Annotated in this window: 15 protein-coding genes; 5 read left to right on the forward strand and 10 right to left on the reverse strand. The window is 44.8% G+C overall.

Features of this window, described 5'->3' with window-relative positions:
• Positions 1-154: 154 nt before the first annotated feature.
• Positions 155-415, reverse strand: coding sequence for a YqkE family protein (locus tag V6669_RS05855; RefSeq protein WP_215077315.1), 261 nt, complete (start codon positions 413-415; stop codon positions 155-157).
• Between the two features lie 483 nt (positions 416-898).
• Positions 899-1,546 (reverse strand): peptidylprolyl isomerase, encoded by a 648-nt coding sequence (locus V6669_RS05860; protein WP_091034076.1) that lies wholly within the window; start codon positions 1,544-1,546, stop codon positions 899-901.
• 257 nt (positions 1,547-1,803) lie between these two features.
• Here V6669_RS05860 and V6669_RS05865 point away from each other — a divergent pair, with 257 nt between their 5' ends.
• Positions 1,804-3,018, forward strand: a complete 1,215-nt coding sequence (locus V6669_RS05865; RefSeq protein WP_338594853.1) for an MFS transporter — start codon at positions 1,804-1,806, stop codon at positions 3,016-3,018.
• 202 nt (positions 3,019-3,220) lie between these two features.
• On the opposite strand, the gene V6669_RS05870 is transcribed toward V6669_RS05865, so the two are convergent.
• The 4 genes from V6669_RS05870 to V6669_RS05885 all read right to left on the reverse strand — a co-directional run bounded on the left by V6669_RS05870 (position 3,221) and on the right by V6669_RS05885 (position 4,732).
• Positions 3,221-3,643, reverse strand: a complete 423-nt coding sequence (locus V6669_RS05870) for a VOC family protein (protein WP_338591682.1) — start codon at positions 3,641-3,643, stop codon at positions 3,221-3,223.
• A gap of 211 nt (positions 3,644-3,854) precedes the next feature.
• Positions 3,855-4,037, reverse strand: a complete 183-nt coding sequence (locus V6669_RS05875; RefSeq protein WP_338591684.1) for a hypothetical protein — start codon at positions 4,035-4,037, stop codon at positions 3,855-3,857.
• A 39-nt stretch (positions 4,038-4,076) separates the two neighbouring features.
• Entirely contained in the window at positions 4,077-4,448 is a 372-nt protein-coding gene (locus tag V6669_RS05880) for a hypothetical protein (RefSeq protein WP_036611534.1), read from the reverse strand.
• Positions 4,449-4,570: 122 nt separating this feature from the next.
• Positions 4,571-4,732 (reverse strand): hypothetical protein, encoded by a 162-nt coding sequence (locus tag V6669_RS05885; protein WP_017690239.1) that lies wholly within the window; start codon positions 4,730-4,732, stop codon positions 4,571-4,573.
• Between the two features lie 144 nt (positions 4,733-4,876).
• On the opposite strand from V6669_RS05885, the gene V6669_RS05890 reads away from it, so the two are divergent.
• A complete protein-coding gene (locus V6669_RS05890; protein ID WP_036611533.1) occupies positions 4,877-5,158 on the forward strand; it encodes a hypothetical protein in 282 nt (93 codons plus the stop codon).
• 153 nt (positions 5,159-5,311) lie between these two features.
• The gene (locus V6669_RS05895; protein ID WP_338591695.1) at positions 5,312-7,210 is read left to right on the forward strand and encodes a HAMP domain-containing sensor histidine kinase; all 1,899 of its coding nucleotides are present in this window, start codon (positions 5,312-5,314) and stop codon (positions 7,208-7,210) included.
• 75 nt (positions 7,211-7,285) lie between these two features.
• Here the strand turns inward: V6669_RS05895 and V6669_RS05900 are convergent, their stop codons facing one another.
• A complete protein-coding gene (locus tag V6669_RS05900; protein ID WP_017690236.1) occupies positions 7,286-7,528 on the reverse strand; it encodes an NHLP leader peptide family RiPP precursor in 243 nt (80 codons plus the stop codon).
• 54 nt (positions 7,529-7,582) lie between these two features.
• Entirely contained in the window at positions 7,583-8,530 is a 948-nt protein-coding gene (locus V6669_RS05905; RefSeq protein ID WP_338591698.1) for a hypothetical protein, read from the reverse strand.
• Positions 8,531-8,976: 446 nt separating this feature from the next.
• Between V6669_RS05905 and V6669_RS05910 the strand changes: the two genes are divergently transcribed.
• Positions 8,977-9,714, forward strand: a complete 738-nt coding sequence (locus V6669_RS05910) for a hypothetical protein (protein ID WP_338591700.1) — start codon at positions 8,977-8,979, stop codon at positions 9,712-9,714.
• A 37-nt stretch (positions 9,715-9,751) separates the two neighbouring features.
• Here V6669_RS05910 and V6669_RS05915 read toward each other — a convergent pair whose 3' ends face one another.
• On the reverse strand, positions 9,752-11,005 hold the full coding sequence (locus V6669_RS05915) for an acyltransferase (protein WP_338591702.1): 1,254 nt from the start codon (positions 11,003-11,005) through the stop codon (positions 9,752-9,754).
• A gap of 139 nt (positions 11,006-11,144) precedes the next feature.
• Positions 11,145-12,140 (reverse strand): LCP family protein, encoded by a 996-nt coding sequence (locus V6669_RS05920; RefSeq protein ID WP_338591704.1) that lies wholly within the window; start codon positions 12,138-12,140, stop codon positions 11,145-11,147.
• A gap of 184 nt (positions 12,141-12,324) precedes the next feature.
• Between V6669_RS05920 and V6669_RS05925 the strand changes: the two genes are divergently transcribed.
• The gene (locus V6669_RS05925) at positions 12,325-12,876 is read left to right on the forward strand and encodes an undecaprenyl-diphosphatase (protein ID WP_338591707.1); all 552 of its coding nucleotides are present in this window, start codon (positions 12,325-12,327) and stop codon (positions 12,874-12,876) included.
• The last annotated feature ends 179 nt before the right edge of the window (positions 12,877-13,055 follow it).

The following is a 13,055-nucleotide window of genomic DNA, read 5'->3' on the forward strand; positions in this document are numbered from 1 at the left end:
CCCGGCTCAAGATGCGTGAATCATATGTGTATATATCAAAAAGAACAGGACCGCAATGCGGCCCTGTTCTTTGAACAGATCATCTTCATGATCTGTCTGCTGTAATATTATTTTGGCATGTGTGATAGAAGACACCCTTAGGTCATGCCCTGGTTTACTTATGTTTCTTCCAGTCCATAGCGCTGTTATTAAGCAAATATTCGAAGTCGTTATCCCGGCGCTTCTGCTCCGCTTGGCGAGCTTCTTCTGCTTGCTGACGTTCCTGCTCTTTAAGAGCTGCTTCGGCAGCCTTGGCTTCATCCGCCTGAGCTTTCAGCTTCTCCAGCACATCACTGCTAAGCAGATCCTTCAGTGTTGTGGGTTTATCCTGTGCTGCTGCTTTGGGAGCAGGGGGACGTTTTTTGGATTTTGCCATAGGAAAATCTCCTTTCCAAACATGAATCAGGTTCCATTTATCGTACAGTAGTCATAGTATATCAGGTTCCCGTAAAGCATTCCATGAATCTGCGGAACAAAAGCAGGAAAACGAGGGTTGCGTGACGAATGAAAACGGGTATAAAATCATATACTATTACCGATACTGCGACTATTCCCTGGAGAAAGGAGTCGTTGTTCGTGGAAGTAAACCGTGGTTTACTGAAAGGGCTTGCATGGGGCGTTGCCTTTAGCTGCCCGTTATGGATTGCGATTATCGGCTGGTTACGTTTGATGGGATGGATGTATTGAGGATGATGCCGGAAGAGGTCATTTTTTATAAAGTCATATATGTAACCGCTATCATTATTGTCAAAAAATAAAGCTCTGCCTTGCGAGATTCGCAAAGGACAGAGCTTTTGTTTGTTTAGAGTTCATTACAAATCCTAACCATGGAGTATCATTCGTTTGGCAAGGAAGTTAATTAAGGCATTTTTACCGGTTCTGGATACTCCAGACCATGGGTGTCTACCGTAACTTTTTTCATAACTTGATCCTTAACGGGTTTGTCACCTTCACCTATTTCCTGAGCTGCAATGTTATCCACAGTTTCTATGCCTTCCGTTACTTTACCGAAGGAAGCATAGGCGTTATCCAAATGATCCGCGTCAGCTAACATGATGAAGAACTGAGAACCAGCCGAATCCAAATTATCTCCGCGTGCCATGGAAATGACTCCGCGGGTATGATTCAGGTGATTTTTGTGACCGTTGGATGTAAATTCACCCTTAATGGCATACCCTGGGCCACCTCGACCATTACCGTCTGGATCTCCGCCCTGAATCATGAAACCTGGAATAACACGGTGAAAGATTGTGCCATCATAGAAACCCTGATTCGCCAGTGAAATAAAATTGTTCACCGTATTGGGCGCAATTTCTGGATACAGCTCAATGACGATCTTCTGTCCATCTGCCATTTCAATGGTAGCTACCGGATTGGGACCCGTTGGTTCAACTGGAGCTGGTGTTTCTGTAGCGCCACTCGAAGGGCGTCCACAACCACTAATGACGATAAGCAGCATCGCGATTACCAGCGAGACCACTGTATTTTTTTTCCATCGTAAAGACATGAAAACGTTCCTCCTTGCATCTCTGCATTATATATTTGCTCCAAAATCATATTTGGATATTTACCCAACTATCATACCGTTTTTGTGGACAGGATGGCAATGTAATACATGTGTTTATGGTGAACAAGGGATGGCCTTCATGGAATTATGGGTGTAAAATAAGGAAAATGCTTCCGCATCGGGGACGTACGGGTCTGTTCCGTCCGCTCCAATACACGGCAGTCCCGGCGTCAGTAACGGAAAGGGCGTGCGGGTATATGAACTTCTCGTGGAAGCGCAATCTGGTCATATTGTGGATTGGTGTATTTTTTTGCAGCACCGCGTATTCGATCTCGATTCCATTTCTGCCCCTGTTTCTAAGTGCTGACTTGGGGGTTCGTGATCACCTGGAGTTATGGTCAGGACTGGCGTTTGGCATTACGTTTCTCGCGAGTGCACTCGTGTCTCCTTTCTGGGGATCACTGGCTGATAAATACGGACGCAAACCCATGTTGATCCGGTCGGGATACAGCCTTGCCGTCTTGTATTTAATCAATTATTTCGTGCAGGACCCGTATTCGCTGATTGTTGTTCGATTGTTCCAGGGTCTGCTTGCAGGGTTTGTTCCAGCAGCGATTGCCCTGGTAGGTACGAATACACCTGAAGAGAAGACTGGTTATGCACTTGGTATTATGTCCACTGCAGGAGCCACTGGTGGTATTATCGGACCGTTAATTGGTGGCGTGGTGAGTCATTATTATGGCAACCGGAATGCATTTTTGTTTTCGGCTATTGTTGTGTTAGTCTCAGCAATCATCGCAACCTTCTGGGTAAAAGAAGAGAACTTCAACCGGAACAAAGCTCGTTCCCACGTCATGGATGACATTCGTGAAGCGAGAGCGAATCGTTTGTTTATGACGGTGCTTGGCATGATGGGCATATGTACATTCTCCGTCATGATTCTGGAGCCACTATTGACGGTCTATGTGATGGAAATGGGCGTTCAGCCGGATCGTGCCTCACTCAGCTCGGGTATTATTTTCTCAGCGGTGGGGGTAGCAACCGTTATTATGGCGCCGCGTTGGGGCAAGATTGGTTCAAGGATTGGATACGATAAAGTATTGATCATTGGACTGGTTGGTGGGGCTGTAGGGAATCTTCTGCAGTTCTTTACAACAGGTTATATCGCATTCGGCATTTTACGATTTGTGTATGGTTTATTTTTTGCGGCTGTATTTCCGGCAATTAACGCCATGATTGTGCAGGCTACCGCATCGAGTTTCCGGGGAAGGGCCTTTAGTCTGAATCAATCCGCTGCCCAGATCGGGACGATGGCGGGACCGATTATTGGTGGTGTACTTGGGGGCTGGCTGCCGATACGCTGGATATTTATTATTAATGGAGTGGCATTGATCATCACTGCGATTGTAGCGAAGTGGTCAGGATTGGATCACAAACTGCCCGTGGCAAGTAAGGTTTCTGCTAAACAGTGAAGCTGGAGCAGGCATTAAAAGCGGATATCCTTGAAGTTAAAAGGGCAGTGAGAAATAAAATAAAAATTCTATAGAAATGCAAAGAGAGATGACGCTGTAATAGTACAGTCGTCATCTCTCTTTGGTACATATTCAGATAGGAGGGATTTAACCCACATGTTTATAACACATCAATCCCAGTCTGATGTTGGAAGCTTGGAGATCACTTAACGCGCTTGGAAATGGGGTGATCCTCATTCATTTCCAGCAGGTCCCACAAATTTCCGTATAAATCTTTAAATACAGCTACTGTTCCATAAGATTGTTCTTGGGGGGCTCTAACAAATTCGATTCCCCTAGTGACCATCTCATTATAATCTCTCCAAAAGTCATCGGTGTTTAGAAACAGAAATACCCGACCACCAGTTTGGTTACCAACAAATTGCTCTTGTTCAGGTTTAGATGCTCTGGCAAGTAAGATTGTAGTACCAACAGAGCCAGGGGGAGAAACCACTACCCACCGTTTATCTTGTTCCGGTTGATATATATCTTCAACTAATGTGAAGTTTAACTTTTTTGTATAAAATTCTATTGCTTCATCATAATCTTTTACAACCAAAGCAATATGCACAATAGACTGGATCATATACTCATTCTCCTTCAATACCAGTAATAACTTTTATAATATGTATCTTTTTATAATAACGGAAGGGAACTATTTTTACTATACTGCGGATTAGTGTACAAAAGCAGCCGATGACGTTGGTCGAGTGATTCAAGTTGTTAAACGCCAAAGAAACCCCTTTTCAAGAGGTTTCTTTAAGTCTGGAATATTGTTCAAGTGATCATTGATTATCCTAAGAGGGCTTACGAGAAGCCTTCTCTTTAGGAATGGCATGCTCGACCGCATCACGTTGATCCTCATCCTCAAGTGCTTCGGGGAAGGAGTCCTCAGTGAACAGTCCGAAATCCGGGTCAATATCCCGTTCGGTCACGAGATTATCCGGTTCATGCGCATGCTTTTGGCGATCTTCCTTCATCGTGTAGGCACCTCCTCATTCAGGATGTCATAACAGCTGTTAATGTCGTGGTGGAATGTCGTTCTCTGGTTTGGCATCCGCACCAGCACCATTAAGCAGATCGGTACCATGCAACGCATCCGGATCGGGTGCAGCAGGATCAACCGGACTGTTCGGTTGCAGAAGATCTGCATCCGGTACAGATTCCAGCGGTGTCTCAGCCAAACGTGAATCCAATTCCGGCTCGTCCACAGCAGTTGCGGCTACGGGTGCCAGATCCGAATCTTCCGTTACAATCCGTCTGCCGGAAACTTCATCAAAGGTATCCATATCGCCTTCCGGGACTTCCGTCTCTGGCGGAATATCGCGGGACCTCTGATAACGGTCATAATAGCGGTCGCTCTCTTCGTTACTAATTGGTTTGTCAGACATGAGTAACACTTCCTTTCGTTGTCGGTTGCCCAAATGTTTCTTACCCCGTAGTTACCCAAAGCGCTAGTGTTGTAATCTTGCACAGGTTATTATCTCCGGGTGTTCACTACGATATGAATGCCTTAGAATTTGGGGAATACATATTTAACCAAGAAGTATAAGAATCCGAAAAAGATAATGATATATGCGGCATATTTAATAAATGTGGAAGCGACCATACTTGAATCCGATTTATGCTGAACATCCTTATGTTCCACCTCAACCGTACGATGGGGCTCATTCATTGTAATCATCTCCTTAGCGTGTTTGTTTGCTTTGAGAAACCATTACACCCGGAGCAAAGGATTGAATCGCAGCCACCGTTTTTACAGCTTTTCCTGTTTTGCCTATGTTATGATGAAGCTTGAATATGTAAGGGAGGGATTCATGTGGACTGGTATACACTGGGTAATATGATCACACGCATCCGTATCGGGCAAAAGGCGTCCACACCCGGGTTCTCCCGTACCGTCATCCGTCGTCCGGATGGTTTGTTTTGGGTAGGTGGTATATGGTCCGGGCAAGTTGTCCAGTTACGGGATTTCCTTTTTTCCGACATATGGACCATTTATGATGATGAGGAGACAGAGCAGTGGCTTGAATTTCGCAGTCAAGTTGAACAGAAAGAACGGGAAATGATAGTGAACCAGTTCGAAGACCTGCGTGATTAATCGGATAACTTTAACAATAAAATGGAAATAAGACTATAAATCGACTTAAATGTGAAATTTCATTTTATCTCAAGAAGGTGACGTGACAAACGGTGGCGAATGATAAATGAGAGAATCTAAGATAGGGAAAATTAGAACTTTGAGGTGCTGTGAATGAAAAATGTGCCCAAAGCTATCGTCATCTTATGGATGAGTGTATTGATTATTCTAGGCATGCCACATGGGATAGTCTTTGCAACTACAGGAGTGGTTCAGCAACCTGTATCCATTACAGGATGGGAAGTAAAATGGGGGAACGTTGACGATCAAGGGTTCATCAGTGAGGTTAAGGGAGCAGACGAGATATGGGAAAAGCAGGGCAGCGATAAGTTAGAGTATAGCAATACGGATCGATCGAATTCCTTATGGACACGCCTGACCATCCCTGAATTGAGTGAGGAAAGTTCAGCCATTCGATTTGAGAACATTAAAGGCAATCATATTGTTGTTTATCTGGAAGACCGCAAGGTCTACGAGAACTACCATTACAATTATGATAATAATGCTGTGTTGCTGCCCTTATCCAGCGAAAATTCAGGTGACACGCTCTATGTATGGTCGCAAAATGAAAAAGGCCGTTTGGGGATACAAGGTACTGTTCAGGTTGGACCTTATGCCGCGTTACAGGAGAAATATATTCATAACGGACTTATTGATGTGATTTTGGGCGCGACCTTTGTTTTCACAGCGATTACGATGCTGAGTTGTACGTTCTTCCTTGGCAAGTTCCATAAGGGATTATGGATCTCGCTATGTATCGTAATGGGTTCCATCGGCACGATGATCATTACGTACTCGCAATTTTTGTATACGTTCTATCAGGTATATGGTGACCTGTATTCCGTAGTCTTTGATCTGGCGATGCTGCTGGGTATGCCAGCGCTATGTTATTTTTTTGAACAGATTATCGGACCAGGACTGCATGGAATCTTCACCAAACTGCGAAAAATACTATTCATATATTCAGTTATCGCTGTCTTCTCTTTATTTATCTATGTTACTTCAGGTGGGCAATGGGAGATCCTCTACAATCTGCTCGTACAGCGTGTGGTTGGCATGGTGCTTGTCATTCTGCTGACAATCCTGTTGGTTGGTACCATCGCCAAAGCGCTGCAACGAAATAGGGAAGCTATGCTGCTTGCGACGGGATTCGGTACATTTGCCTTGATCAGTGTGGCTGAACTGTTGTGGTATTATCAGCGGAGTGGAACGTATCATCTGTTATGGTGGAAATGGTCCATGGTTGCATTTGTGATCTCGCTGATTGCTATTCTCGGAAGTCGTTTTGCCGAAAAACATACCAAAGTTTTAGAGTATTCCAAGGAACTGGAGCTGTTCAACAATGAGTTGCAGCGATCCGAAAAGATGGAGATTATTAGCGAACTGGCTGCTTCCGTTGCCCATGAAGTACGTAATCCACTTCAGGTGACAAGAGGGTTCCTGCAACTTATGACGGAACAGGAAGACAACAAAAATAAGGGGTATGTGCGAATTGCACTGGAAGAACTTGATCGGGCTTCGGGCATCATAACGGATTTTCTTACCTTTGCCAAACCTGAGTTTGACCATATTATCTCGCTCAATATCTCGGATGAGTTCAATCATATTGAAGGCATTCTTGTACCGATGGCTAATCTGGAAGGTGGTAAAATCACCACTGACATTCCGCCAGATCTATATATTCGAGGCAATTCCTCGAAGTTCAAGCAGGCTTTTATCAATATTATCAAGAACAGTATTGAAGCTCTGCAGGGACAAGGCCAGATTGATATCTGGGCGTACAAGCAGGACGGAATGATTAAGGTGCATGTCAGGGATAACGGAGAAGGAATGGACGAGGAAGCACTTTCCCGGTTGGGCGAGCCTTATTTCTCCAATAAAATCAAAGGCACAGGCCTCGGCATGATGGTGACATTCCGAATTGTTGAAGCGATGCAAGGACAGATCAGCTTTACAAGCACCAAAGGGGTAGGAACAGAAGCGGTTGTATCTTTTGCCGAGTTCGTCGATTGACGAACTCACAGAAGGATACAGCGGCTTTTTTTGTTCCTACCCCTAATTTCTTACATTACCAATAACTCACCCGGTTTAACTTCTCCAAGGTCCGCAATTCACATCATAATTTACTTTGGAAGGATTGGGAGGTATGACAAGCACATAGTCATTTTGCTGCTCCTCAACGGTACGCACCTGAATGTGCTCCGGGATTATGATACCGAAAGCTTCACGAAGCGCCTGCTTCGGATTGGAGTGCAATTGTTGTCTGAAGTGCTCGTCAGTCCAAGCCTTTTCAATAATATCCTCATGCAACGTTTTCTCTGATACCATCATCGTCAACATTCCCTTCATATTTAAAATTAAACTGAATCAGCTTCATCCTTATGTTCAGAATCCCAACTGTTGCTCGCTAATCCAGTGATGAAACCCGCCATGGAGGAGCCGTTTCTTCCGTTGTGTAATGTCCTGAACAGCTTGTACTAAAGTGCTGCATAAATAAGAATTAAACGCCTCAAGATGCGATGTTCCTAAGTTAGACGATGTTAGTGTACGATTATAGTGATAAGCAATGTCTACGTAAGAGTTCATGAGTTGTGTATTGTATACATTGTCATGTATACGTTCGCTTAGAGGATAAACTGGATAGTTGTGATTCAGTGCTGCGGATATGTGGGAGAGGTAGCTGTTGTAGTTTGCATGCACAGCATCTTGTTGCGTGTCTGTGAAGTCATCGGTCATTTGAAGTGTCATGAGTGTAATGTTGATAGCAGAACACACCGGGATGATCCGGTCGGACTGATTCAGCAGAAGCAGTGCACCAGTAGCTCCAATGAGCAGAGGGGCAGCCTTTTGCGCAATCAACAAGGGATTCTGTTGGAAATAATCAATGGAGTGCTCACCCGTAACACTCACGGCCCAATCCACTACATATTGTCTGAAATAGACCCAGAACGTGGAGGAAGGATTGAATAATACCGAGTAAGATTGAAGAGCATCCATGTAATATAGATTACCCAGGGATAACTTCAATGTGGCATTCTCCGGTTGTTCATCCATCACGTCGTCCTGATTCAGAAAATATAACATGTGAATGAGACAGGCTGTACTTAATTGGTGTGCTTTCTCTGGGGGTAGTTTATCTGAGTGTTGCATCCAAAGTGGAATGATGTACCCGATGTAGCTGTGTCCCGAATCTCGTAACAGCGGATTAACCGAACGAAGCTGCTCTAATGCATGTCCTGACAAGGGTTCGGGATATTTCCGTACGAGTTCTTCCGCTGAAGCAAACACGACCTCCAGATCGGATCTAAACGGATCTAACCAATCTTTCCGCATTATTACATATCGTCCTTCCTGCGATAAGGTAATCCAGGACTGTTCAACTATATTAGTTGAAATAATCATTTACACGATAACGGAGAGGACAGAAAAAACCTGAAAAAGCGAAGCGTTCGCCTAAAAGCTTTCTGAAAGAAAGCTACTTCGGAAGCATATGCTATCCCCGTATTTTCCCTTTAGGGAAATAATCAAAAAAATCTGGGGATAACAGCGATTGGAAGGTTGTTCTGTCAGCGTAGTGTCAGTGTAAATAATATGTAGTTCAACTGATATAGATCATGAAGTTACACTTAGTATAGCGGAAATAAACTGAAAAAAATAGGATTTTTTGTGATCAATTGTGAGAAAAATGATGACTTTTTGTATTTTATGGCATAAAAAAGTGGATTTTAGGCTCAAACTAGGAAGGCACAGGATTTCGACATCGGAAAGGCGGCAGAAAAATGAAATTGAAATGGAAAACATGGATGGCAGCCGGATTGGCAGCCGTAGTCATAACAGCAGCAACAGGACATGTAGCATTCGCTGATTCAACGGTTCGGATTGAGGAACATGAAGATGCGTCAAAAGCTTCTTCCTCCGGCAAACCAGCGAAGCCATGCATGCAGGCAGGACACGGTCTGTTCATGATTGGTGAGACGGCAGACTTGCTTGGGATTGGACTTCGGGATCTGAAAGAACAGATGGAACTTGGCAAGACGTTGTCCCAGATTGCGAAAGAGCGCAAGGGGCTTAGTGAGGAGCAGTTATTGCAGAAGTTGAAGCCTACACTCACACAGCGTCTGGATCAAGCTGTAGAAGAAGGCTGTCTCACCAAGGAACAAGCTGCAGCCACGAAGGCGGACATGGATACCAAGTTGAAAAAGGTCATCAATACTCCGCTTCGTGATTTGCGGCGCGAGTTTGCCCACCATGGCAAACGTTCCATGGTAGATAAGGGCGAAATTGCCCGGTTTATTGGAGTCACCCCTGCTCAACTTCACGAGCAGCTTCAGGGAGGGAAATCTCTGGCTGAGATTGCTCAGGCAAAAGGCATTAGTGAAACGCAGCTGGTGGACAAGCTGAAGGAACAATTAACGGGTGATCTGAAGAGATTTGTGAATCAGAAGGGCAACGTGCATCCAGCCCCGGGTCCCCAGGAACCTGTTCCTGGACGATCAACTTCGAGCGAAGTGAAATAAAGAAGAGCGTCTCCGTGAGGGGACGCTCTTCTTTATTTTAAAACGGCTCACTCGTTCCCGGACTGCGAGTTGGGCCGGGTGACGGAGTTCGCTCAGGTGAATTTTTTTTGCCCATAGCAGCTGACGGATTGGGGGTTAAACGTGGTTTACGCATTAACCCTACGGTGAAACGTGAGCCAGGAAGCTTGGACAGCGCCCAACTGATTGCAAGAGCCATAACAACCGTTACAAGGAACGATAGCAACGTTACAGGCAGATGCCATCCACTGAGTTGAAGCGGTCTGGTTACATAAGCGATCGCATAGATCACCAGTGCATGAACCAGATATCCACCAAATGAATAGCGGCCAATCCAGGATAACAGGCGCTGAAACCGTGTATCTTTGCCCCGCATTAGTACAAGGAAACCATACATCATAAACATCTGAGCCATAATGATCAGGAATGTGGTTGGTTTCAGATAGGTGGAGATATTCAGATTAACGACATCCCCGGACCCACGCAGCACATCGTAACCAAGCCATATATACATCCCTATAAACAGACAGATCGTCCATGGCAGGATCTTGGTGGTCCAACTCCTCCAGCTATCCACTGACCAGGCACATACGGCACCCAGTAAAAAGTAGAACCAGTACATCACCCATGAATAGGAGCGATATTGCAGTAACGTTGACCAAGGCTCGGACATGGATTCTGTCCAGCCCCCCATACTATAGTAGGACCATTGCATAAGCAGGGCATATAGTGCTGCTGCAAAGAGAATTAGCCCCATCATGACTTGCATGGGCGTGAAACGTTTGGCGTTCTGGATACGTCTCTGAATGGCTTTCGCTCCCGCCAGGAACAGGGGGAACAGAATATAGAACTGAAACACCATAATGACAAACCAGAGATGGTATCCTGTCTGCGGGACAAACAGTTCACGAATCAGACTGCGAAAATCCGGTATACCTTTAAGCCAGAACGCGGGGGTGAAGATACGGACAGAAAGCCAGTAGATCAGTGTCCATACGACAAACGGCATATAGATATCGCCAAATCGCTTTCGAATGAAGCGAGGATAATCCGGTTTGGTGTTACGGTGATGGTAAAACAGCATTACACCTGATAGAAATACAAACGTTGGCGTACCAAATCGGGTCAGATGATAAATCATGGTCAGCATAATGGAATCCGGTTGTTCAATATCGGCGCGATAGATATACTCAGCGATACTATGCTGCATGACAATCGCCAGAAAGGCAATGCCCCGCAGTTCGGTCCATTCCGCTATTCGTGGTTTTTTCACATTGTAATCCTCCCTCCAGGAACCGGAGTTCATCATATAAGGGTACCTGTTAAACATTAAGGCTGCATTAAATGGAGAAAATAGGTACAAAAAAAGACGGCTTTGGCCGTCTTTTTTTTGATATATCTCATGCTTATTTTTAGTTCTGTTCTTCTGATGATGGGGTCTCTGAGGACGCGGCATCTTCTTCAAACAGTTTCTGAATGTAGGACTGGAGTTTGGTTACATCGACACCGAGCACCTGAGCTGAGCCGACCAGTTCATTGGTGAGCAGCTTGTTCGGTGGAATTTGCTGCTGATCAATATCGTTCACATGGATATCGAAGCCAAGTGATGCGAGTTTTAACATCTGGGTTGGACTAAGGTCTGTCTCAATGTATGGAGCGATGGCTTCCAGGATATCCGGGATTTTGAAGAGCGACGTGGTACTCTGCATTTTCTTGGCCAGCTCGGTCATGAAGATCCGCTGCCGTTCGGTGCGTGTAAAATCCGAGGTGGCATCATGCCGGAACCGAACATATTGTAGGGCGGTCTTGCCGTCCATATGCTGCAATCCTTTTTTCAAGTCAATGTCGTACATATGTTTATCTGCTTTACTGGTGTAATACATGTCTTTCTCCACGTCGATTTCAATGCCGCCTACCGCATCAACAAGTGCCATGAAACCTGTAAAGTCTGTGTAGACATAATGCTGAATGGGAATACCGAGCAGGTCACTTACGGTTTGTTTGGTCAGCTCCGCACCCCCGTAGGAAAAGGCTGCATTAAGTCTGCTTTTGCCATGCCCTGGAATGGCTACATAGGTATCTCGCAGTACGGAGAATAGATGGGCTTTCTTGGTGACCGGATCAATGGAAGCGACCATGACCGAGTCTGAGCGTCCTGCATCATCACCTCTTGAGTCTCCACCAAGGAGCAGAATGTTCACCCGTTCCTGGCCCTCCCATCTGGGAATCGTTGTTGTTGGTGTGTCTGAATCGCTGTCTGTGCCGGAAGAGGACGAGTTGGATGAAGTCCCGGAAGCCGTGGAGATGCTATTGGCAAAATGAACAATCGAATATCCGTAATATACAACGATACCTGTAACCGCAAGTGCCAGGGTCAGGGCTGTACCCCATAACCATTTTTTAAGCATAATCTTCACCTTTCTATGATTGAACTGATATGTAACCCAAACTAGTTTAACAAAAAGAAAGTAAAATGTCCTCTTTGATTTCGTAACTTCGGTCAATGTAAGGATTGTTTGACAAATAGTTAGTGTATATTTATTATGTAAAAAATAATCTTGTTTTGTGTAATGGGGGTATTAAAAGCCAGTTATGAATCAATCACTATTTAATTGGATTAATCAGTTTGCAGACCAAATTCCATTTCTGGACTGGTTTATGATCACATCATCCGAGTATGCGGTTTGGGTCATGATCGCACTGCTCGTTATCGTATGGTTTCTCGGCGATCCATCGAAACAACGAATTGTTTTTTATGCCTGTGTGGCTTCCATTGTAGCGCTAGTTCTGGCCAAATGGGGGATATCACCAGTAGTGGGTCATCCAAGACCTTTTGTAGAAGGGACTGTGCATCAGCTGGTTGCCCATGTACCTGATCCATCTTTTCCAAGTAAACATGCTTCCTTTGTATTTGCTCTCGCGGCTGCTTCATTCTTCATTGGACGTTGCTTCGGGTTATGGATGCTGTTACTCGCTGTGTTGACAGGGGTGTCTCGTGTATATGTTGGTGTGCATTATCCAGGGGATATTCTGGGAGGATTCATTCTCGGAAGTCTGCTTAGTGTGGTTCTGATTACAACCCGCAATTATACCAAGTCGATTCCCGACTTTTTCATTAACATACACCGACGTGTTTTCCGATAGTGTAAGATTGCAATGTCTAGTGAAGTTTTGGTAGTTTAGTTTAATGAAAGAAGTCTCTTATCTCTGGTTCTGCCAAAGATGGGAGACTTCTTTTGTGTTATGTTCGAAGTTACATGAAATTTATAGAAATTGAATTCTAACATCTACAATTCCTGGCGATAGGTGACGATATATTATAA

Source organism: Paenibacillus sp. Y5S-9, assembly GCF_036894235.1.
Taxonomy (GTDB): Bacteria; Bacillota; Bacilli; order Paenibacillales; family Paenibacillaceae; genus Paenibacillus.

What these genes read in the sequence shown, in the direction of transcription:
- V6669_RS05870 (WP_338591682.1), bottom strand. Translation starts at nt 3,643, where the DNA reads ATGATCCAGTCTATTGTGCATATTGCTTTGGTTGTAAAAGATTATGAT.
- V6669_RS05925 (WP_338591707.1), top strand. Translation starts at nt 12,325, where the DNA reads ATGAATCAATCACTATTTAATTGGATTAATCAGTTTGCAGACCAAATT.
- V6669_RS05855 (WP_215077315.1), bottom strand. Translation starts at nt 415, where the DNA reads ATGGCAAAATCCAAAAAACGTCCCCCTGCTCCCAAAGCAGCAGCACAG.
- V6669_RS05910 (WP_338591700.1), top strand. Translation starts at nt 8,977, where the DNA reads ATGAAATTGAAATGGAAAACATGGATGGCAGCCGGATTGGCAGCCGTA.
- V6669_RS05860 (WP_091034076.1), bottom strand. Translation starts at nt 1,546, where the DNA reads ATGTCTTTACGATGGAAAAAAAATACAGTGGTCTCGCTGGTAATCGCG.
- V6669_RS05880 (WP_036611534.1), bottom strand. Translation starts at nt 4,448, where the DNA reads ATGTCTGACAAACCAATTAGTAACGAAGAGAGCGACCGCTATTATGAC.
- V6669_RS05920 (WP_338591704.1), bottom strand. Translation starts at nt 12,140, where the DNA reads ATGCTTAAAAAATGGTTATGGGGTACAGCCCTGACCCTGGCACTTGCG.
- V6669_RS05895 (WP_338591695.1), top strand. Translation starts at nt 5,312, where the DNA reads ATGAAAAATGTGCCCAAAGCTATCGTCATCTTATGGATGAGTGTATTG.
- V6669_RS05875 (WP_338591684.1), bottom strand. Translation starts at nt 4,037, where the DNA reads ATGAAGGAAGATCGCCAAAAGCATGCGCATGAACCGGATAATCTCGTG.
- V6669_RS05900 (WP_017690236.1), bottom strand. Translation starts at nt 7,528, where the DNA reads ATGATGGTATCAGAGAAAACGTTGCATGAGGATATTATTGAAAAGGCT.
- V6669_RS05885 (WP_017690239.1), bottom strand. Translation starts at nt 4,732, where the DNA reads ATGAATGAGCCCCATCGTACGGTTGAGGTGGAACATAAGGATGTTCAG.
- V6669_RS05865 (WP_338594853.1), top strand. Translation starts at nt 1,804, where the DNA reads ATGAACTTCTCGTGGAAGCGCAATCTGGTCATATTGTGGATTGGTGTA.
- V6669_RS05905 (WP_338591698.1), bottom strand. Translation starts at nt 8,530, where the DNA reads ATGCGGAAAGATTGGTTAGATCCGTTTAGATCCGATCTGGAGGTCGTG.